This window comes from Paraburkholderia sp. BL6669N2, assembly GCF_003387275.1.
Lineage (GTDB): Bacteria > Pseudomonadota > Gammaproteobacteria > Burkholderiales > Burkholderiaceae > Paraburkholderia.
On sequence record NZ_QUNA01000001.1, the window covers coordinates 2,623,371 to 2,645,045 of the forward strand.

The window sequence follows — 21,675 nt, forward strand, 5'->3', positions numbered from 1 at the left end:
CCGGACGCCAATGAGCGGCCGACCCAGCCGTCGATTGTAACCGCCTTACGTTGAGCTTCATCGTCTCTAGCGAAATCGCTCTGCTCGGCTCGTAGCCGTCGCGCACTCCTTCGCGCCGGAGGCGGCCGATTGGAACTCAGTTGGTCCGTTGAACTACATCATCTATATCGCATTCGCTCTGGCATCGGTAGATGCCGTCGCGCACGCCCTCGCGCCGGAAGTGGAAGTGATACGCGGCCATCGCGTGTCTAGGGCCGAGGCGAACCCGGGGCGACGGGGCACCGTGCGACAGAAATAGTCGGTCGCGATTGACGCGCGCACCATTCGGGACTTCCAGCTTTGAGGCGCTGCCACAGCATTGTTCAGCGTTCGCGAATAATCAATTTTTGCGGCCCCGGGTGTTTGTCGTTCACGGTAGATAAACAATAACGGTATAAACTGGTAGCCCCAAAAAGGGGACCAAAAGACGCAGGGGACTCAAAATCCCCCGCCGCAAGGCGTGCCGGTTCGATTCCGGCCCTGGGCACCAAAGAATTCGAAAGACCGCTGTTTCAGTATTTCCTCCAACCCCGCCAGCGCATGCTGCTCGCGGGGTTTGTCGTTTCTGGCCCGTCTGAAAACCTCAAGGATTTCAAACGGCGTGAGCGCGAACGTCGCCCCTCACGCCATTCGAGACACCTTACCGCCCCACCACCCGCGCCCCACCCTGCACAGCCGCGCGCCGGCGCTTGAACACATATCCCGCCCACATCACCACCAGCCACGCCGGCACCAGCCACACCGACACCGACAAGCCCGGCGTCATCGCCAGAATCACGAGGATCAGCGCCATGAACGCGAGGCAGATCCAGTTGCTGACCGGGAACCAGAACGACTTGAATACGAGTGTCTCGCCGGCGGCGACCATTGCCTTGCGCGACTTGAGATGCGTCAGGCTGATCAGCGCCCAGTTCAGCACGAGCGCGGCGACCACCAGCGCCATCAGCAGGCCGAGCGCCTCGGCGGGAATCAGATAGTTGACGATCACGCACGTGAACGTGGCGAGCGCCGACAACCCGATCGCCATATACGGCACGCCGCGCCGGTCGACCTTCATCAGCGCGCGCGGCGCATTGCCCTGCTCCGCGAGGCCGTACAGCATGCGGCTATTCGCATACACGCCGCTGTTGTACACCGACAGCGCGGCAGTCAACACCACCACGTTGAGGACGTTCGCGGTCAGCGTCGAACCGATCTGCGAGAAGATCATCACGAACGGACTGCCGCCCGCCGCTACTTCATTCCACGGATACAACGACAGCAATATCGCCAGCGAGCAGATGTAGAAAATCAGGATCCGGTAGATCACCTGATTCACGGCCTTCGGAATACTCTTCTGCGGCTGGTCGGCTTCCGCCGCCGTAATGCCGATCAGCTCCAGCCCGCCGAATGAAAACATGATGACCGCGAGCATCATGAACAGGCCATGAAAGCCGTGCGGGAAAAAGCCGCCGTGAGCCCAAAGGTTGGTGATCGAGGCTTGCGGACCACCATGGCCGCTGATCAGCAGATAGCCGCCGAACACGATCATGCCGATCACCGCCACGACCTTGATGATCGCGAACCAGAACTCGGTTTCACCGTAGGCTTTGACGTTGGCGAGATTGATCGCGTTGATCAAAGCGAAACACACCAGCGCCGACACCCACGTTGGCACGCCCGGCCACCAGTAGTGAACGTAAGTGCCGACGGCGGTCAGCTCGGCCATGCTGACGAGCACATAAAGCACCCAGTAGTTCCAGCCGGACAGAAAGCCGGGAAAGTCGCCCCAATACTTGTACGCGAAGTGGCTGAACGAACCCGCCACCGGCTCCTGCGCCACCATTTCGCCCAATTGCCGCATGATCATGAAGGCGATGATGCCGCCGATCGCGTAGCCGAGAATCATCGACGGTCCGGCTGCCTGCAACACGCTGGCGGAACCGAGAAACAGGCCGGTGCCGATCGCACCGCCCAGCGCGATGAGCTGGATATGGCGATTCTTGAGCCCGCGCTTCAGGCCCTCTTGCTGCTGTGCACTATTCAACGTTGCGCCCCAGTGTATGGATATCGATCGCCCGGACGGACTTGTGGCCCGGCCCGGCAGAACCTGAAATTTTACCGTGGCCGATATTAGCTAAATACTGGGAGCAACCCGCGTTTCGTTCTGCGCCGCACTTAACGGCAAGGATAGTGATTGTCACTGGCGCAGGGCTTCTGTATGTTGCCCTAGTCGAGCTGTCAGCATTCGGAGATTCAACATGTCGCCCAAACATCTGCTTTGCGCCGCTGCTTTGTGTCTCTGCTTCACGGGGGTCGCCGCGCTCGCCCAGACCACCGCGCCCAATGCGGCACCGGCACCCACCGCGCCCACCATGGCACCGAGCATGGCGCCCGCGGCCGAGCCGGTCGACGAACCGCCCACGGAGGCAAGCGCGCCCGAAGCGCCGTCGCCCATAGCACCTGACATGGCACCCGCCGCACCACCCGCCAAAGTTGGCGCCACACCGCCTCCCGCCGCACCCATGACCGGCCCGGTCCGCAACGTCGTGCTGGTCCACGGCGCGTTCCTCGACGGCTCGAGCTGGAACGGCGTGGTCGCGAAATTGCAGCAGAAGGGCTATCACGTGAGTTCGGTGCAAAATCCGCTCACCTCCCTCGCCGACGATGTCGCCGCGACGCGCCGCGTCCTCGCGCGTCAGAATGGCCCGACCATTCTGGTGGGACATTCGTGGGGCGGCGTCGTGATCACCGAAGCAGGTGCGAACGCGCCGAACGTCGCCGGTCTCGTCTATGTCGCGGCCATTGCGCCGGATCTGCACGAGTCGACCATGGATCTGTTAAAGCGCGCCGCACCGGCGCCCGCGGGCGAGGGCATCATGAAGGATTCGAGCGGCTTCCTCTGGCTCGATCGCACGAAATATCACGCCGACTTCGCCGCGGATGTTCCCGAGAATCTGACGCGCGTGCTGGCCACCGCACAGGTGCCGATCGCCGCGAGCGCCTTCAATGAGACGGTCAGCCAGGTCGCCTGGAAGGAAAAACCGTCGTGGTACGTGCTCACGACACGCGATCGCGCGGTGTCGCCGGAAGTGGAAAAATTCATGGCCGATCGGATGGGCGCCAAGATCGTGCCGATGGCATCGAGCCACCTGGCGCCGGTGTCGCACGCGGGCGCGATCGCCGACGTAATCGATCGCGCGGCGCGTGAATTGAGCCGGCAGCAGTAGTCCGGTTCAGGCGTATGCGCGAAGGCGATCGCGCATACACCGGTCAAAACGAACCACTCCAACGCATTTCAGCGCAGATTCGTCGTCGCCAGCTCGACGACCTCATCGCCGCGACCGTTCAGCACCGCCTTCAGCATATACAGGCTGAAGCCCTTGGCCTGCGCCCACTGGATTTTCGGCGGCATGGCGAGTTCGTGCTTCGCGGTCACCACGTCGATCACCGCCGGACCCGGATGCGCGAACGCCTCGCGCAATGCCGGTTCGATGTTCTCCGACAGTTCGATTCGGACACCGTATATTCCCGCGCCGCGCGCAATCGCCGCGAAGTCGGTAGTGGCCAGATCGGTGCCGGCCTCCAGATAACCGCCCGCCTTCATCTCCATCGCGACGAAGCCGAGCACGCTATTGTTGAACACCACGACCTTGATCGGCAGATTGAGTTGACGCGCAGTGAGCAAATCGCCGAGCAGCATCGACAGGCCGCCGTCGCCCGACAGCGAGATCACCTGGCGGCCCGGGTTCGCGGCCTGCGCGCCCAGGGCTTGCGGCATCGCGTTCGCCATCGAGCCGTGATTGAACGAACCGTGCAGCGAGCGCTTGCCGTTCATGGTCAGATAGCGCGCGGCCCAGAGCGTCGGCGTGCCGACGTCGGCGGAGAACACCGCGTCCTCGTTGGCGACCTTGTCGACGATGCTGGTGAGGTATTGCGGATGGATCGCGCGTCCCGGGGCGGATGGCCGTGCGAGGTCGTCGAGGTCCTTGCGCGTGTCCGCGTAGTGCTTGCGCGCATTCTCCAGGAAACGCCGGTCGCTCTTGTGCTTGAGCCGCGGCATCAGCGCCTGCAAGGTCGCCTTCACGTCGCCGACCAGACCGAGCTTCAACGGCGCTCGCTTGCCCAACGCCGAACCGCGCCGGTCGATCTGCACCACGTTGCCATGCGACGGGTAGAAGTTGCGATACGGGAAATCGGTGCCGAGCATCACGAGCGTGTCGCACGACATCATCGCGTGGTAGCCGGAGCTGAAGCCGATCAGCCCGGTCATGCCGACATCGAACGGGTTGTCCCACTCCACGTATTGCTTGCCGCGCAGCGCATGCACGGTCGGTGCGCCGAGCTGATCCGCGAAGGCGACCACTTCGTCGTGCGCGCCGGCGCAGCCGCTGCCGCACAGCAGCGTCACGCCACCCGCCTGGTTGAGCAGATCTGCGAGGCGGTCGAGATCCGCGTCGGACGGCACCACAGTGGAACGCTCCAGCGTGCCGGCCCATGCCGGCGTTTCCTCGGGTGCGTCGCCCAGCGCGACATCGCCCGGCAGCACGATCACCGCAACGCCACGCTCTTCGATCGCGGTGCGCATGGCGCGCGCCAACACGCGCGGGAACTGCGACGGGTTCGTCACCAGCTCGACGTAGTGGCTGCACTCCTTGAACAACTCTTGCGGATGGGTTTCCTGAAAGTAGCCGAGGCCGATTTCCGACGATGGAATATGCGCGGCAATCGCGAGCACAGGCTGATGATTGCGATGACAGTCGTACAGGCCGTTGATCAGGTGCAGATTGCCGGGACCGCAACTGCCCGCGCAGACCGCGAGCTTGCCGGTCGCGGCGGCATCGGCGCCGGCGGCGAAGGCGGCCACTTCTTCATGGCGCGTGTGCATCCAGCGAATCGAACCAAGGCGTTGCAAGCTATCCGACAGGCCGTTCAGGCTGTCGCCCGTCACGCCCCAGATTCGCTCGACGTCCGCCGCCGCCAGTGTTTTGGCCAGATAATCCGCGATAGTCTGCTTACCCATGCTGTACTCCGCTCAGTGAGAAAGACGCTGCCTCCGGAATGCACGAGAGTAACGCTTCCTCACGAAACGTGCCGCCACGGTGCCGCTGTAAGCGCGGTGAAATGATCGCATTTGAGAACGGCCTGTTACCGCACGCTCAGCGCAACATGAACGACATCGCCGACAGGCAATTCAGCATACGCACCACATGTTCCGCCGAAGCCGCGCTGAAGCGCAGCGTGACCGCATCCACGCGCGTAAGCGTCGGCCATTGGCAGAACAGATCGGCGAGCGCGCTGGTTTGCACGCGCAGTTCGCATTCCACGGGCTTCGCTTCGCTGCGGGTGGATTCGCGCGCATGCCCCTTCGCGAGATGCTGCTGAACCACTTCGCGCGCGGCGGTTTCGATTGCGGCACGAGCGCTCGCCGGCGATTGCGTCACGCCGCTCGCATGCCCGGCCGCGCTCTTGGTGACCACAAAACGCGCGCCTGGAAAACGCGGCGCGGTTTCTTCGGCGAAGACGTCGTCGCCGGATAAAAGCGCGACCTGTGCGCCATATTCTTCCGCCAGCGCGCCATACACGCCCGCCTCCCCGACCTCGACGCCGTTCAGCGAAATGCGTGCGAACGCAAAGCTGTTGATGGTGTGCGCGAGGATGCCGCGCGTTTGCGACATGGCGTGATAGCCGATCATGAAGACGAGCGCCGCGCCGTATTCAAGGCCGGCCATCATGCCCAACGTGCGTGGTTTGCCGAGCACCACCTGGGCGCGCGCGTCGAGCAGGTCGGGCAGCAGGTTGCGAAAGCCGCCGTGCGAATCGTTGACCCACACTTGCGTCGCGCCACCGGCGAAGGCGCCTTCGATGGCGGCGTTGGCTTCGAGCGTCATCCAGCGGCGCGCGGCTTCGTATTCGCCGTTGCCCGCGCGCGTTTGCTCGGGATGAAACACGCCGGCAATGCCTTCGATGTCGGTGGAAATAAGGACTTTCATCAGCGGGTGCGTTCGAATAGTTGGGCAAGATCGGGCACTGAGTCACGCAGCGATAGACGCTGGTGAGCGTCGCGCCCGGTTACGGATATGGCGCTCCACAAGGCGTCGAGAATTGCCTGCTCGACGCTGTCAGCGCATGCGCGAAAGAGCGGGTCGAGACGTTCGTCGGCGAGGAGCGGTGGGAGCGTGATGAAGTCGGCGCCGTGCGGCACCGTGTAGGCCGTTGAAAACGCCAGCGCGATATCGCCGCTGCCGTGGCCGTAGACCGAACCGGTGCGCGCGAGACCTGCGGCCGCGCGCAAGGAGAGACGTTTGAGCTGGCGTGCGTCGAGCGGCGCGTCGGTGGCGACGATCATGATGATCGAGCCTTGTTCGGGCTTCGTTGGCTCCTTGTTCGCACGCTCGGCGAGCACACGGCCGAGCGGCGTGCCGTCGATGGTCAACATCGGCAGCCGGCCGAAGTTCGCCAGCACCAGAGCGCCGACGGTATAGCTGCGCCCCGCTGCGTTCGCCACGCGTGATGCGTTGCCAATCCCACCCTTTAGATCGAAACACGACATGCCCCGGCCGGCGCCGATCGATCCGCTCGCTACATCGGCACCGGCCACGGCATAAGCATCGTCGAAATGCTGCTCGGCGACGGCCAACGCCTGGATATCGTTCAGATACCCGTCATTGCATTCGAACACCAACGGATTGACCGTCGACCACTCGCGCCCGATCTGCGGATTCGCGCGAATGGCCGCGCGAATCTGCGCCTGCGCGACAGCGGCGACGCCGAACGTGTTGGTCAACGCAATCGGCGTTTCCAGCGTGCCGAGTTCTTCGACCTGCACGAGCCCAATGCTTTTGCCGAACCCGTTGATCACCGACGCCGCCGCCGGCACCTTCGCGAGAAACGGATCGCCGTCATGCGGACGAATTACGGTCACGCCGGTTTGCACGTCACCTTGGTCGAGCGTGCAATGTCCGACAGTCACGCCCTGCACATCGGCAATCGTGCCGAGCGGACCGCTTGGCAACGTGCCGATATGCGGCGCGTTTTGAAGCGCAGTCGAATTCATGGCCGGTCGAGCTTCGGATCGAGCGCATCGCGCAAACCGTCGCCGAGCAGATTGAATGCCAGCACGGTCAGGAAAATCGCGAGACTGGGAAACAGCGCGATGTGCGGCGCCGTAACCATGTCGGCGCGCGCTTCATTGAGCATCGCGCCCCACTCCGGCGTCGGCGGTTGCGCGCCGAGGCCGAGAAACGACAGACTCGCCGCGGTGATGATCGAGGTGCCGATACGCATCGTGAAGTACACCACCACCGAGGAAATCGTCCCCGGCAGAATGTGCCGCACGATGATCGTCCAATCCGACGCGCCGATGCTGCGCGCCGCCTCGATATACGTGAGCTGCTTGAGCATCAGCGTGTTGCCGCGCACGAGCCGCGCGAACGCCGGAATGCTGAAGATCGCGACCGCGCAGATCACGTTGATCATGCCGTTGCCGAGAATCGCCACCACGCCGATCGCCAGCAGAATGCCGGGAAAGGCAAACAGCACGTCGGCCACGCGCATGGTGATGCGATCCCACCAGCCTTCGTAGTAGCCGGCCAGCAAGCCGAAGAACGTGCCGATCACCGCGCCGATTGCAACGGACAGAAAGCCCGCTTCGAGCGAAATACGCGAGCCCGCAAGAATTCGGCTGAAAATATCGCGGCCCAGCGAATCCACGCCGAACCAGTGCGCAGCGGAGGGCCCCGCGTTCAACGCGTCGTAGTCGAAAAAATTCTCCGGATCGTACGGCACGATATGCGGCGCGACGATCGCGACCGCAATCAACAGCAGCACGAAGATGCCGGCGCCGAGCGCCACGTGCTGCTTACGGAATTTGCGCCAGAATTCGCTCCATGGCGTGCGGATGGCGGCTTGTGCTTTCACGGTGCTGGCCGCAGTCGGCTCGGTGGCGGTCGTGCTCATGCGGGCCTCACTTGAAACGGATGGTCGGATTGATCACGGCGTACAGCACGTCCACGACCAGATTGATGATGATGAATTCCAGCGAGAACAACAGCACTTCGGCCTGAATCACCGGATAGTCGCGCATCGAAACGGCGTCCACCAGCAGGCGCCCGAGGCCCGGCCAGTTGAACACCACTTCGACCACGATAGAGCCGCCCAGCAGAAAGCCGAATTGCAAACCCATCATCGTGATGACGGGAATCATCGCGTTGCGCAGGCAGTGTTTGACGATCACGAGACGTTCGGGCACGCCCTTGGCGCGCGCGGTCCGCACGAAGTCCTCGTTCATCACTTCGACGAACGACGCGCGCGTGAAGCGAGCCATCACCGCCGCGACGGCCGCGCCGAGCGTGAGCGAGGGCAACACGTAGCTCTGCCACGAACCGTCGCCGACAATCGGCAGCCAGCCGAGCTTCACCGAAAAGATCTCCATCAGCAGCATGCCGAGCGCGAATGCGGGAAACGATATACCCGACACCGCGAGCGTCATGCCGAGCCGGTCCGGCCAGCGGTTGCGCCACACCGCCGAAACGATGCCGATGCCCATGCCCAGCACGACCGCCCATACCATGCTGGCGAGCGTGAGCAGCAGCGTCGGCATGAAACGCTCGCCGATTTCCTGGCTGACCGGGCGCTTGCTGCGCGTCGAAATGCCGAAGTCGCCGTGCGCGATCTTCACGAAGAAGCTGGCAAACTGCTGCGGCATCGGCTTGTTCAGGCCGAGGTCGGCGCGCACCAGCGCGACCGTCGCCTCGTCCGCGTCGGGACCGGCGGCAAGCCGCGCCGGATCGCCCGGCAGCATATGCACGAACAGGAACACCAGCACGGCGACGATGAAAAGCGTCGGCAGCAGGCCAAAGAGACGTTTGACGAGGAAATTCAGCATGACATCCAATCCGGCAATGATGCGGGCAACGAAAGATCTTGTGCGGCGCGTAGTGAAGCAAAGCAGCCAGCGTGCAGCGCGGGCGCGCTGATGAAACGACACGCCCGCGCTCACGGTCAACTCATCACTTGATCGCGATCTCGTCGAAATTGAACGAGCCGTCCGGCGCGACATAAGCACCCGACAGACGCTTGCTGCGCGCATACACCACCTTCTCCTTGACGAGGAAGATCCACGGCGCGTCGGCCCAGATGCGTTTTTGCGCGTCGGTATAGAGTTCGGCTTTCTTCGCGCGGTCGGTGGTTTCGAGCGCCTGCTTCAGATCGCTGTCGACGGTGTCGTTCTTGTAGTACGCCGTGTTGACCATCTTCGGCGGAAACGAGACCGACGCCAGCAGCGGCGTGATCGCCCAATCCGCTTCACCCGTCGACGACGACCAGCCCGCGTAGTACATGCGCACCGGCGCCGTCGCGGCGTCCTGCGCGCTTTCCACCTTGGCGACGCGTTGGCCTGCTTCGAGCGCTTCGACCTGCGCCTTGATGCCCACTTGCGCGAGTTGCTGCTGCACGAACTGGATCACCTTCTGCGCGGTCGAGTAGTTATACGCGGACCACAGTGTGGTTTCGAAACCGTTCGGATAGCCCGCTTCCTTCAGCAACGCGCGCGCCTTGGCCGGATCGTACGGCCACGGGCCCTGCTTCACCGCGTAGTCGACGCCTTGCGGCACCACGCCGTCGGCCGGCGTCGCGTAACCGGCGAACACGACCTTGGTGAGCGCGTCCTTGTTGACCGCATAGTTCAGCGCTTCACGCACCTTCGGATTATCGAACGGCTTCTGGTTCACGTTCAGGCTGATATAGCGCTGGATGATCGACGGCGACGCGATCAGATCGACCTTCGGGCTCGACTGCAATTGCGCGGCCTGTTCGAACGGCACCTGGAAGGCGAAATCCGCTTCGCCGGTGCGCATCAACGCGGCGCGCGTGTTGTTGTCGACCACCGGCTTCCAGTCGATCGCGTCGACCTTGGGGTAGCCCTTCTTCCAGTAGCCGGCAAACTTCTTCACCGTCAGATCGCCCGCCGGATCCCACTTCACCAGTTCGAACGGACCCGTGCCGACCGGATGAAATGCGATGTCCTTGCCGTACTTCTTCAGCGCGTCCGGCGAAATCATCACCGCCGAAGGATGCGCCAGCACGTTGATGAACGCCGAGAACGGCGCCTTCAGCGTGATCTTCACCGTGTACGGATCGACCACTTCGGTCTTCTCGATGCGGTTGAACATGTTGTAGCGCTTGAGCTTGTTCGCCGGATCCGTCACACGGTCGAAGTTCGCTTTCACCGCGGCAGCGTTGAAGTCGGTGCCGTCCTGGAACTTCACGCCGTGGCGCAGCTTGAACGTGTAGACCTTCGCGTCCGGACTGGCTTCGTAGCTGTCGGCCAGCACGTTGACCAGCTTCATGTCCTTGTCGAAGCCGAACAGCCCCTGATAAAACGACTTGGCGACGGCTTGCGAGAGCGTGTCGTTGGCATCGTACGGATCGAGCGTCGTGAAGGTCGAGGCGACGGCCATTACTGCCGTGGTGTCGGCGTGCGCCGCATTGCCCGCGAGCATCGCGAACACCACTGCGCCGCCGCTAACCAGCGCGCGCAAACGAAACGGAGAAGACGGGACCAGCAGGTTCATGAGGTTGGCTCCAGGCTGCGAAATGAAACAGGTTGTGATGCTGCGAGAACAAGCGTGTGGCTAGAGGTTCTAGTACGGGGTTTTAGTACGCGCCGCCGACGTGATGCTGGGCGACGAAATGATCCGGTCCAACCGCGACGAGCGGCGCCACGATCGGTTCATCGTTGAGCGCGCGAATCGGGCTCGGAATCTCATCGGCGGCAAGCATGCGTTTGGCGTGACGGCGAGCCGGATCGGCGACCGGCACCGCGCCCATCAGCTTGCGCGTGTACGGATGCTGCGGCGCTTCGAACACCGCGCGGCGCGGGCCGATCTCGACGATCTGGCCGAGATACATCACCGCAACGCGATGACTGACGCGCTCGACCACGGCCATGTCGTGTGAAATGAACAGATACGCGACGCCGAGTTCACGCTGTAAATCGAGCATCAGGTTGACGATCTGCGCTTGCACGGAGACATCGAGTGCGGACACGGATTCGTCGGCGATCACGACTTTGGGGTTCAACGCCAGCGCGCGCGCAATCGCAATGCGTTGCCGCTGACCGCCGGAGAATTCGTGCGGATAGCGCCGCGCGGCTTCGGGCGGCAAGCCGACTTTGTCGAGCAGCCACGCCACGCGCGCCTGTGCTTCGGCGCCTTGCGCCACGCCGTGCACGAGCAGCGGCTCCATGATCGAGAAGCCGACCGTCAAACGCGGATTCAGCGACGCGAACGGGTCCTGGAAAATAAACTGGATATCGCGGCGCAGCGCCTGCAACGCGGGGCCCATCAGCGAACTGATTTCGCGGCCGTTGAATTCGATCGACCCGCTTTGACTTTCGACGAGGCGCAGCAGCGAGCGGCCGGTTGTCGATTTGCCGCAACCCGATTCGCCGACGAGCGCGAGCGTTTCGCCGGGCCGCAAATCGAAGCTGACTTTTTCCACTGCATGCACGCGGCCCGTCACGCGGCCGAACACTCCGCTCTTGACCGGAAAGCGCGTGACCAGATCGCGGACTCGCAGAATCGGCGGCGTGGTTTCCTGCACCAGCGGCTGCGTTTCTTCGGCGACGGCGGCAGCGGGACGCACGGCTTGATCCGTGCCGCTCAGGCTCGCCTGCTCGACGGTCAGGATCGGAAACTTGGCCGGCTGATCCGTGCCTTGCATCGCGCCGAGACGCGGCACCGCGGCGAGCAACGCCTTCGTATAAGGATGCGACGGCGCGGCGAACAACGCGTCGGACGCGCCCTCTTCCACCTTCTCGCCGCGATACATCACCAGCACGCGATCGGCTACTTCAGCGACCACGCCCATGTCGTGCGTGATGAAGATCACGCCCATGTTCATCTCGTCCTGCAAGCCGCGGATCAGTTGCAGGATCTGCGCCTGGATCGTCACGTCGAGCGCGGTGGTCGGTTCGTCAGCGATCAGCAATGCAGGTTTGCACGACAGCGCCATCGCGATCATCACGCGTTGACGCATGCCGCCCGACAGTTGATGCGGAAACCGCGCCGCCACGCGCCGCGCTTCCGGAATGCGCACGAGTTCGAGCAGGCGCAGCGTTTCAGCGTGCGCGGCGGAGCGGCTCTTGCCCTGATGCAACGCGATCGCCTCGCTGATCTGATCGCCCACCGTGAAGACCGGATTGAGCGAGGTCATCGGCTCCTGGAAAATCATCGCGATGTCGGCGCCGCGAATCGAACGCATCGTGCCGGACGACGCTTTCGCGAGGTCGAGCACGCTGCCGTCGCGGCGCCGAAAAGCGATGCTGCCGCCGGCAAGGCGCCCACCGCCATGCTCGATCAGCCGCATCAATGCGAGCGAGGTTACCGATTTGCCCGAACCCGATTCGCCGACGATCGCCAGCGTCTCGCCGCGCTCGACCGTCAGCGACAGATTGCGCACCGCGTTGAAAGTGGTGTCGCCGCTACGGAAGGCGACCGATAGATCGTCGACCGCCAGCACGCGTTGCGGCGGCAAGGTCTCGATAAGCGGACGGGCGGTGTGCGATGAAGTCGGCACGGTAGTTCCTTTGAATTCGAACGCGGCTAACGGGGGTGCATGCTGTGAGCGGCCAGACTGACTAGCGGTAAATCGCCGTCACCGGGCTTTCGCCGAGCCGCGCGAAACCGCGATACATGCCTTCGGTGTTGAACGGCAGCGTGACGTTGCCGCGCGCATCGACGGCGATCAGGCCGCCGCGTCCGTCGATCTTCGGCAGACGGTTCATCACCACGTCGTCGGCCGCTTCCTGCAACGACACGTTGCGGTAGGCCATTTGCGCGGCGACGTCGTAGGCCGCGACCATGCGCATGAACATTTCGCCGGAGCCGGTGGTCGAGACCGCGCAGGTGGCGTCGTCCGCGTAGCAGCCCGCGCCGATCAGCGGCGTGTCGCCGACCCGGCCGACCTGCTTGTTGGTGACGCCGCCCGTCGACGTCGCCGCCGCCACATGACCGTGCTGATCGAGCGCAACCGCGCCGACCGTGCCGAACTTGCGGTTCGGATCGATCGGTTCGTGCGGCGTGGGATTGTCGTCATTCGGAGACGAAGTGGCGGCCAGTGTCGCGCCATCGTGATCTAGCATGGCGCGTTGCTGACCGCGTGCGATCAGCCATTGACGATGACGCGCCTCAGTATGGAAATACGCCGGCTCGACGAATTCGAGTCCTTGCGCGGCGGCGAACGCTTCCGCGCCTTCGCCGGTAAACAGCACGTGCTCGCTGTGTTCGAGCACGCGGCGCGCCGCCAGAATCGGATTGCGCACGCGCTTTACGCAGCAGATCGCGCCGGCTTCGAGCGTGCTGCCGTCCATGATCGCCGCGTCGAGTTCATGCGTGCCGGCCGCCGTATAAACCGCGCCGTGGCCCGCGTTGAAAAGCGGGCAATCTTCGAGCAGACGCACGGCCTCGCTGACGGCATCGAGCGCGCTGCCGCCGTCGGCGAGCACGCGCTGGCCGGCGCTCAGCACCGCGTGCAAGGCGGCGTGATATTCGGCTTCGGCGCTGGCTGACATCGACGTGCGCAGGATCGTCCCTGCTCCGCCATGAATGGCAATGACTGCGTTGGAGTTCATCGTTTGGCTTTGGTAGTGCGAGGAGTACGGGGAGTGCGGGTGGCTCGGACCGCGCCTCGCGCGGGTCGCGCGTTCGTGCCGGTAGCCTCGGTTTGCGGATCGACGAGCCACGGCAACAGGAATTCGCTGACCTCTGCGGCCGCCTTCACCGAGCGCTTGGCGCGATACGCCACCGCGTCGCACAGCGCTTCGATCACGGCGAGCACGGCCGAATCGGCATTCGCCGCGAGCCGCCGATCCGCGCAGACATAGAGCGAGATGTCGGCGAATTGCGCGAGCGGCGAACGCGGACTGTCGGTGAGCGCGAGCACGCGAGCGCCACGGCCCGCCGCGCGATGCGCAAGCTCGATCGTGTCTTCGACGTAACGCGGGAAAGCGATGCCGATGACGAGATCGCCCTCGTTCGAAGCAAACAGACGCCGCGCGGCGTGCGACGGTCCGCCCATCAGCGCGAGCGACTGCACGTTGTCGTGATACGGCATCAGGCCGTGTTCCATCAGACCCGCGAGAAACGCGCTGGCGCCGAAGCCGAGCACGAACACGCGGCGCGCGGCGATGATCGCTTCGACGGCGGCTTCGGCCGCCGCGCCGTCGATTGCCGTGCGGGTGGCTTGCAGATTAGTGGCGGCCTGCTCGAGCGAGGCGTCGACCACATCGTCGCCGGCTGCGAGCGACTCCTGCGCACTGCGCAGACGTTCGACCGGCGCGAGCGTCGCCTCGAAGCCGCGCACCAGCGCCTCACGGAATTGCGGATAGCCGTCGAAACCGAGCGCGCGGGCGAAGCGATTCGCCGTCGCCACCGAGGCGCCGACCACGCTGGCCAGTTCGTCGATGCGCATGGTCGCCGCGCGAAACAGATTGGCCAGCACGTAGTCGCCCATGCGCCGATGGATCGGCGTGAGGGTCGGCATGGCCGCGGCGATGCGCGCGGCGATGGCCTGCTCGGCGGAATCGGATGCAACGGATGGTTGACGGATCATGCGAACGAGGCGGCCTGGCGCTTGGCGTAATGAAAATGAATGAAAGTATATTTACACGGAAATCTCGCAGAAAAAAATTCATTTTCATTTTCGAGGGTTTTCACTGACGCGCTGCGAACAAAAGACGCATTTCAAGCGCGCACCGACGCGGCTGCGTGAAAATCCATTTTCAGCACGCCGCTGCGCTTTGCTCCGGAATGCGAGCCAGCCGCGCCGCCGGCGACATGACGATGATCAACGCCTGCACGAGGAAGGCCACCGCCGCCGCGACGAGACACGCATCCATACCCCAGCGCGCGCTGATCGCCGCGCCGAGCAATGCACCGACCGGCCGCGCACCGTAGGTGGCGGTGCTGTTGAGCGCGGAGACGCGGCCCATCATCCGTTCGGGCGTGATCGCCTGGCGCAGTGTGGTCGAGCCGACCACCCACAGAATCGGTCCGGCGCCGAGCAGGAAGAAGCTCAGCAATGCCAACGAGAACGACGGCGCAACGAGCGTGGCCACCATCACGAGCGACGCGAGCAACCCGCACGAAGGCCCGATGATCAGTACGCGGCCGAACGCGAGACGTCGCGCGATGGCGGGCGCGGCCAGCGCGCCGCACACCATGCCGACACCGTAGGCGCCGAGCGTCACACCGACCGCCGACGCGCTCAGGCCCAGCCGATGCACCGCATACGGCACATACACCGCTTGCAGCACGAAGAAGCCTAGGTTGAAGAACACCGCGGTCGCGAGCATGGGACGCAGCAACGCATCGCGCAGCACGAAACGCGTGCCGTCGCGCAGTTCCAGCATGAAGTGACGTGGCGGCAGTGCACGGCGCGGCGGTTCGCGCAAGCCCGCCAGCAACGCGACAGCCAGCGCCGAGAGCGCGGCCGCGCAGCCATACGCCCAACCCGCGCCGATCCAGCCGACCAGCAGGCCGCCGAGCGCCGGCCCAGCGGAATAGGCCACGCTGCGCGCCAATTCCAGCCGGCCGTTCGCGCTGGCATATGCTTCGCGCGGCACGAGTGCTGGCACCAGCGAAGGCGCCGCGACGTTGTAGGCCACCGTGCCGGTCGCGGCGATGAAGCCGAGCGCGGCGAGCAGCGGCAAGCTCAACGCATGGCTCATGATGAGCAGCAGCACGCACAGCATGGCGATCACGCGCACGCTTTCAGCGAGCGTCATCAACGTGCGGCGCGAGCGGCGGTCGGCCCAGACGCCGAGCGGGATCGAAAGCAACAGGAACGGCAGCGTCTGCGCGGTTTGCAGCAGACCCGTGTCGCGCGCGTCGGCGCCGAGTGAGAAGACCGCGACGAGTGGCGCGGCGGCGAGGCTGATCTGTTCGGCGGATTGTGCGACCAGGTTCGACCACGCGAGCCGCTGAAAAGCGGCCGGCAGTGCGTGTGTGGATGAAGCGGCAGATGTGGCGTGCATCGATGAACTCCGGCGACGGGACATTGGAGCGTTCATCGTCGTCCGACTCGCGCCGCCGGGCGCTCCGCTTCTTGCGGTGTTATTCTTCGCTCGCCATGAATCTCGAAAGCATTCTCTTCACTCAAGGTTTCGGCTCGCGCCGCCAATGCCGCGCGCTGATCGCCGACGCGCGCGTGAGCATCGGCGGCGCTGTTTGCACCGATGCCGACGCCGACTTCCCCATCGGCGACACTACCTTCTCCTTCAGCGTGGACGGCGTCGTCTGGCCGTATCGCGAGCACGCCTATCTGCTGCTGAACAAGCCGGCGGGCTACGAGTGTTCGCGTGATCCGCAGCATCATCTGAGCGTGTTCAGCCTGTTGCCGCCGCAGTTCGCCGAGCGCGGCGTGCAATGCGTGGGCCGGCTCGATCAGGACACCACCGGCCTGCTGCTCCTCTCCGACGACGGCAAGTTCGTGCACCTCTTCACGTCGCCGAAACGCAAAGTGCCGAAGGTGTATGTCGCGACCACGCGTCATCCGATCGACGACGCGCAATTGAGCGCACTGCGCGACGGCGTGCTGCTGCACGGCGAGCCCAAACCGATCGCCGCAGTCGACGCAGCGGCGCGCGGCGCTCACACGCTCGCGCTCACCGTGATGGAAGGCAAGTATCACCAGGTCAAACGGATGATCGCCGCGGCCGGCAACCGATGCGAAGCGCTGCATCGCGAGCGGATCGGCGGACTCGCCTTGCCCGCAACGCTTGCGCCGGGCGCGTGGCAATGGCTCGACGAAACCGACCTCGGATCTTTACGGAGCGGGTAAACCGGTAGCGCCCCTTTAAGCTCTTGATGCCGCAGGAAAACGCGTGAGCGGCCGCCCACATAACGCGCGCGGCGCCTGTTTGCGCGCTGCGTCGCAGCATGATCTTCCTTACACCTCGCTCTATACTCGTTTAAACAAAGACTACAAAGAGTTCAAGGAGGGGCGCCATGGTCATCCACGATGGTTTGCAGATTTCGTCCGTGATGATTGCTTTCGTGTGCGTCGGACTGGTCCTGATCGGCGGATTGCTGGTCATGATGCGGCTGCGGCATAAATATCATCCGAACCTGATCGGCGCATTGATCGGCGCGATGCTGTGTTTCCTGTTGCTGGAAGCATTGCCCGCGCTGACGTAGGTCGCGCGAGGCCGCGCCGCGCTGATGCGGCGAAGCGCGGCGTGGGCGGGATTTTCCGGGCGACGCCTGGAGAGGTGGCTTTTTGCCGCGCTTTTTCGTGGCTTTCTGGCGTTCGTGAGGCGGCTTGCAACAACGCGCTTCAGGCTACCCTTTCACGCTTTCACGCCTTCGCGCAAAAAATCCTCGACGCTCGGATACCGCAAGCGCACGCGCAATTCCTCTTTGAGACGCCGGTTTATCAAGCGCCTCGATTCACGCATGAACGACAGCAAGGTCGGCTCGACCTGCGACTCCGCTTCGGCTCGCGTGATGCGCGGCGCGCGCGCGAGGCCGAACGCGTCGGCGACCTCGTCGAAGTACTCGCCCATTTTCAGCGATGTGTCGTCGGATGCGTGCACCACGCGCCCCGGCCGCCCGTGGGTGAGGAGGCGCACAAGGATCGCGGCCAGATCGTCGGCGTGAATATGATTGGTGTAGACGTCGTCGGCATCGATCAGGGCCGGCGTGCGCTTTTCGAGCCGCGCGAGCGGCAGGCGGTTGCCCGCATAAATGCCCGGAATCCGCGCGATGCTCGCCGCGACGCTGCCGCGCGCGTTCGCGCGCCGGAATTGCCGCTCGGCCGAGACACGCCGCCTGGCGCGCGGGTTGGCGGCTTGCGTCGCGCGGGTTTCGTCGATCCACGCGCCGCCGCAGTCGCCATAGACGCCCGTCGTGCTCGCGTACACAAGGCGCACGGGCGCACGCGAACCGGCGGCCCGGCGCACCCCGTCGGGTACAATATTGGCTGTTCCAGATTCCGCCCACGAGGCACGAAGTTGGCGCAACCGCCCTACCGGCGAGACTGCAGGCGCCACGGCGGCTCGCGCTGAAGCGCGGCGCGTGCTTAAAGTAGCGAGCAAGGCGCGGGTACGGCGGTCGTCGTCGCCAGTTTTCTGCGGCGGGGCGAGATGCAGCACCGTCGGTGCGAGGCCCGCCAACCGCTTCAGGCTGCCGCGCACGTCGAGATCGCCGACCAGCGGCGTGACGCCCGCGGCGCGCAATTCGGCGCACCGCCCGGCGTGGCTGGTCAGCGCGAAGACATGCGCGCGTGGCCGCAGCAAGGGCACGCAGCGCATGCCGACATCGCCGCAACCTACGATTAACACGCGCGGCCGGCGGAAGTTTCGTGTCGCTTTCATGGTGGACGCATTGTAGCCGTCAAGCGCGGCACGTACCGCGCGCTTGACACGCCGGGTCCGATCACGCGGGTCCGATAACGATTACCGACTTTTCGATTTCGAACACTTTATGGCATTTAACGTCACGCTCCGGCAAAGCGGCCGGCAGTTTCAGGTAGAACAGGACGAACCGGTGCTCAGTGCCGCCTTGCGTCAGGGCATCGGCCTGCCATACGGCTGCAAGAACGGCGCTTGCGGTTCGTGCAAGGGCACCGTGATCAGTGGAGAAATCGAGCAACGTCCGCATTCGTCGTCGGCTTTATCGAACGACGAAAAGACGCGCGGCATGGCGCTTTTTTGCTGCGCGACCGCTTGCACCGATCTCGAAGTGGACATCCGCGAAGTGGCGGGCGTCGGCGACGTGCAGGTCAAGAAGCTGCCCTGCCGCGTGAACGCGATTGAGCGCAAGGCCGACGACGTCGTCGTGCTGAAGCTGCAATTGCCCGCCAATGAGCGTCTGCAATATCTCGCCGGTCAGTACCTCGAATTCATTCTGAAAGACGGCAAGCGCCGCAGCTATTCGATGGCGAATGCGCCCCACGCGGAAGGCCCGATCGAATTGCACATCCGTCACATGCCCGGCGGCGCCTTCACCGATCACGTGTTCAACACCATGAAAGAGCGCGACATCTTGCGCTTCGAAGCGCCGCTCGGCACGTTCTTCCTGCGCGAGGATTCGGACAAGCCGATCGTGCTGCTTGCCTCGGGCACGGGCTTCGCGCCGCTAAAGGCGATCGTCGAGCACGCGGTGTTCAAGAACCTGAACCGGCCGATGACGCTCTACTGGGGCGCACGTCGCAAGAAGGATCTGTATCTGCTCGAGTTGGCCGAACAATGGGCGCGCGAGATTCCGAACTTCAAGTTCGTGCCGGTGCTCTCGGAACCGGACGCGAGCGATGCATGGACGGGCCGCGTCGGTTTCGTGCATCGCGCGGTGATCGAGGATCTGCCGGATCTGTCGGCATATCAGGTGTATGCGTGCGGCGCGCCGGTGATGGTCGAGTCGGCGCAGCGCGATTTCACGCAGCACCACGCTCTGCCGGAAGACGAGTTTTACGCGGATTCGTTCACGAGCGCAGCGGATCTGGCGAACGCGGTTTGATGTGACAGGCGGCGTGATCGAGCAATCGGTCAGGCCGCGCCTGAACAACGTGTCGACATGATGGCTGACGCACAAAAATCCGTTTCGACGCCGTCCGACGCAAATTCACGGTTTACACCAGCGCTTTCCTTGTCGTATTCTTTCGCGCATGAACCGCATCCCATCCGAACTTCGACGTCGCCGCTCGCCGCTCCCCTAGGGACGCCGCTGGCTTCGTCACGGATTCGCGCCGCACCAGGGCGCGAGCTGTTCGGATCATGAAAGCCACGGCATGCCGTGGCTTTTCTGTTTTTCCGGCCCCCTGGTTCGTAGTTGGCCAATCTTCATCTACCCTTCACCCTGCTGTCTGGAGCCTGCCGTCATGAATTTCAATGAATATCCGATCGAGTCGCTGATGTACATCACGAACCGGCCCGAAATCGTTTTCACGCACGGCAAAGGCTCGTGGCTCTACGACAACAACGGCAAGCGATATCTGGACTTCATCCAGGGTTGGGCGGTCAACAGCCTCGGCCATTGCAACGACGGCATGATCGAAGCGCTGAATAAGCAGGCGCAATTACTGATCAACCCATCGCCGGCTTTCTACAACCAGCCGATGGCGCAACTCGCCGGCCTGCTCACGCAACATAGCTGCTTCGACAAAGTGTTCTTCGCGAACAGCGGCGCCGAAGCCAACGAAGGCGCGATCAAGCTCGCCCGCAAGTGGGGCAAGAAATTCAAGGACGGCGCGTTCGAGATCATCACGTTCGATCACAGCTTCCACGGCCGCACGCTCGCCACCATGTCGGCGAGCGGCAAGCCGGGCTGGGACACGATCTACGCTCCGCAAGTGCCGGGCTTCCCGAAGGCGGACCTGAACGACATCGCGTCGGTGGAAAAACTGATCAACGCGAAAACCGTCGCCGTGATGCTCGAACCGATTCAGGGCGAAGGCGGCGTGATTCCCGCCACCCGCGAGTTCATGCAGCAACTGCGCGAGTTGACGAAGAAGCACAACCTGTTGCTGATCGTCGATGAAGTCCAAAGCGGCTGCGGCCGTGCCGGCACGCTGTTCGCGTACGAACTGTCGAGCATCGAGCCGGACATCATGACGCTCGGCAAGGGCATCGGCGGCGGCGTGCCGCTGGCGGCACTGCTCTCGAAGGCGGAGGTCGCCATATTCGAAGCGGGCGACCAGGGCGGCACCTACAACGGCAATCCGCTGATGACCGCGGTCGGCTACTCGGTGATTTCGCAACTCACGGCGCCGGGTTTCCTCGAAGGCGTGCGCGCGCGCGGCGAGTATCTGCGCGCGAAGCTGCTGGAGTTGTCGGAAGAGCGTGGCTTCAAGGGCGAACGCGGTGATGGGCTGCTGCGCGCGCTGCTGCTCGGCAAGGACATCGGCAACCAGATCGTCGAAAAGGCGCGCGACATGCAGCCCGACGGCCTGTTGCTGAACGCGGCGCGTCCGAACCTGCTGCGCTTCATGCCGGCGCTGAACGTGACGAACGAAGAAATCGACCAGATGATGGCAATGCTGCGTTCGATTCTCGACACGCTGTAACCGAACAGGACCGCGCGTATGACGACGAGCGCAACGCTATCGATCCGCCGCTTCGAAGCGAGCGACACCGATGCCGTGGTCGCACTGTGGCAGCAAGCCTTCCCCGAGTACCGGGACGTCACGAGGCCGCAGCGCAATCCGCATCTGTCGATCGCCAACAAGCTGGCGACGCAGCCGGAACTGTTCTTTGTCGCGGTGCTCGGCGAGCGCATCGTCGGCACGGTGATGGGCGGCTATGACGGCCACCGCGGCTGGCTGTATTCGCTCGCGGTGGATGAGTCGTTGCGTCGTCACGGGATCGGCACGCGGCTCGTCGCGCATGTCGAAAACGCATTGACGGAGCGAGGCTGTCCGAAGCTGAATCTGCAGGTGTTGTCCGCGAAAGCCGACGTCCGTGCGTTTTACGAGGCGCTCGGTTATCGCGCCGATGCAGTGATCAGCCTCGGCAAGCGTCTGGGTGAATTTGCGGACGCGGTGCCTGCCGCCTGATTCGAGCCACGCCAAATAGAAAAAGGCCGCATGCGTTTTTCGCGCATGCGGCCTTTTTCGTAGGCAGCGCAAACTAAACGGGCTTATTCACCCAACTTAATCACC

General features: G+C 63.9%; 18 protein-coding genes and 1 tRNA gene. 7 read left to right on the top strand and 12 right to left on the bottom strand.

Going from position 1 to position 21,675, the window contains the following annotated elements; translation table 11 throughout:
• The first annotated feature begins 441 nt into the window (after positions 1-441).
• Positions 442-529, top strand: a tRNA-Leu gene (locus tag B0G80_RS45825).
• 150 nt (positions 530-679) lie between these two features.
• Here B0G80_RS45825 and B0G80_RS11890 read toward each other — a convergent pair.
• Positions 680-2,065: an amino acid permease gene (locus tag B0G80_RS11890; protein WP_116118119.1), complete on the bottom strand. Its 1,386-nt coding sequence runs from the start codon at positions 2,063-2,065 to the stop codon at positions 680-682.
• Positions 2,066-2,279: 214 nt separating this feature from the next.
• Between B0G80_RS11890 and B0G80_RS11895 the strand changes: the two genes are divergently transcribed.
• Positions 2,280-3,248, top strand: coding sequence for an alpha/beta fold hydrolase (locus B0G80_RS11895; RefSeq protein ID WP_116118120.1), 969 nt, complete (start codon positions 2,280-2,282; stop codon positions 3,246-3,248).
• A gap of 68 nt (positions 3,249-3,316) precedes the next feature.
• Here B0G80_RS11895 and poxB read toward each other — a convergent pair whose 3' ends face one another.
• From poxB to B0G80_RS11945, 10 genes are all read right to left on the bottom strand, one after another.
• Positions 3,317-5,041 (bottom strand): ubiquinone-dependent pyruvate dehydrogenase, encoded by a 1,725-nt coding sequence (gene poxB, locus B0G80_RS11900; protein ID WP_116118121.1) that lies wholly within the window; start codon positions 5,039-5,041, stop codon positions 3,317-3,319.
• Positions 5,042-5,177: 136 nt separating this feature from the next.
• On the bottom strand, positions 5,178-6,011 hold the full coding sequence (locus B0G80_RS11905) for a M55 family metallopeptidase (protein WP_116118122.1): 834 nt from the start codon (positions 6,009-6,011) through the stop codon (positions 5,178-5,180).
• Positions 6,011-7,075: a P1 family peptidase gene (locus tag B0G80_RS11910; protein ID WP_116118123.1), complete on the bottom strand. Its 1,065-nt coding sequence runs from the start codon at positions 7,073-7,075 to the stop codon at positions 6,011-6,013. The genes B0G80_RS11905 and B0G80_RS11910 overlap by 1 nt, the downstream gene beginning before the upstream one ends.
• Positions 7,072-7,977, bottom strand: coding sequence for a glutathione ABC transporter permease GsiD (gene gsiD / locus B0G80_RS11915; protein WP_106283394.1), 906 nt, complete (start codon positions 7,975-7,977; stop codon positions 7,072-7,074). Before gsiD ends, B0G80_RS11910 begins: the two co-directional genes overlap by 4 nt.
• A 7-nt stretch (positions 7,978-7,984) precedes the next feature.
• Positions 7,985-8,905 carry a glutathione ABC transporter permease GsiC gene (gsiC, locus tag B0G80_RS11920; RefSeq protein ID WP_012434094.1) on the bottom strand — a complete coding sequence of 307 codons (921 nt, stop codon included), beginning with the start codon at positions 8,903-8,905 and terminating at the stop codon, positions 7,985-7,987.
• A 124-nt stretch (positions 8,906-9,029) separates the two neighbouring features.
• Positions 9,030-10,592 carry a glutathione ABC transporter substrate-binding protein GsiB gene (gene gsiB, locus B0G80_RS11925; protein ID WP_116118124.1) on the bottom strand — a complete coding sequence of 521 codons (1,563 nt, stop codon included), beginning with the start codon at positions 10,590-10,592 and terminating at the stop codon, positions 9,030-9,032.
• Between the two features lie 82 nt (positions 10,593-10,674).
• Positions 10,675-12,597 (bottom strand): dipeptide ABC transporter ATP-binding protein, encoded by a 1,923-nt coding sequence (locus tag B0G80_RS11930; protein ID WP_116118125.1) that lies wholly within the window; start codon positions 12,595-12,597, stop codon positions 10,675-10,677.
• A gap of 61 nt (positions 12,598-12,658) precedes the next feature.
• Entirely contained in the window at positions 12,659-13,651 is a 993-nt protein-coding gene (locus B0G80_RS11935) for an isoaspartyl peptidase/L-asparaginase family protein (protein ID WP_116118126.1), read from the bottom strand.
• Positions 13,648-14,631, bottom strand: coding sequence for a MurR/RpiR family transcriptional regulator (locus tag B0G80_RS11940; protein ID WP_116118127.1), 984 nt, complete (start codon positions 14,629-14,631; stop codon positions 13,648-13,650). Before B0G80_RS11940 ends, B0G80_RS11935 begins: the two co-directional genes overlap by 4 nt.
• Before the next feature lie 169 nt (positions 14,632-14,800).
• Positions 14,801-16,054: an MFS transporter gene (locus B0G80_RS11945; protein WP_116118128.1), complete on the bottom strand. Its 1,254-nt coding sequence runs from the start codon at positions 16,052-16,054 to the stop codon at positions 14,801-14,803.
• A 95-nt stretch (positions 16,055-16,149) separates the two neighbouring features.
• Between B0G80_RS11945 and B0G80_RS11950 the strand changes: the two genes are divergently transcribed.
• Together B0G80_RS11950 and B0G80_RS11955 are read left to right on the top strand one after the other, a co-directional pair.
• Positions 16,150-16,860 carry a pseudouridine synthase gene (locus B0G80_RS11950; RefSeq protein WP_116119632.1) on the top strand — a complete coding sequence of 237 codons (711 nt, stop codon included), beginning with the start codon at positions 16,150-16,152 and terminating at the stop codon, positions 16,858-16,860.
• 167 nt (positions 16,861-17,027) lie between these two features.
• Positions 17,028-17,216: a hypothetical protein gene (locus B0G80_RS11955; protein WP_106283401.1), complete on the top strand. Its 189-nt coding sequence runs from the start codon at positions 17,028-17,030 to the stop codon at positions 17,214-17,216.
• 152 nt (positions 17,217-17,368) lie between these two features.
• Here B0G80_RS11955 and B0G80_RS11960 read toward each other — a convergent pair whose 3' ends face one another.
• Entirely contained in the window at positions 17,369-18,394 is a 1,026-nt protein-coding gene (locus B0G80_RS11960; protein ID WP_116118129.1) for an NAD-dependent epimerase/dehydratase family protein, read from the bottom strand.
• Positions 18,395-18,503: 109 nt separating this feature from the next.
• Between B0G80_RS11960 and B0G80_RS11965 the strand changes: the two genes are divergently transcribed.
• The 3 genes from B0G80_RS11965 to B0G80_RS11975 all read left to right on the top strand — a co-directional run bounded on the left by B0G80_RS11965 (position 18,504) and on the right by B0G80_RS11975 (position 21,570).
• Entirely contained in the window at positions 18,504-19,535 is a 1,032-nt protein-coding gene (locus B0G80_RS11965) for a CDP-6-deoxy-delta-3,4-glucoseen reductase (protein ID WP_106283403.1), read from the top strand.
• A 361-nt stretch (positions 19,536-19,896) separates the two neighbouring features.
• Entirely contained in the window at positions 19,897-21,081 is a 1,185-nt protein-coding gene (locus B0G80_RS11970) for an acetylornithine transaminase (RefSeq protein ID WP_116118130.1), read from the top strand.
• An 18-nt stretch (positions 21,082-21,099) separates the two neighbouring features.
• Complete coding sequence (locus B0G80_RS11975; protein WP_116118131.1) at positions 21,100-21,570, top strand: GNAT family acetyltransferase; 471 nt, start codon at positions 21,100-21,102, stop codon at positions 21,568-21,570.
• Positions 21,571-21,675 lie beyond the last annotated feature (105 nt).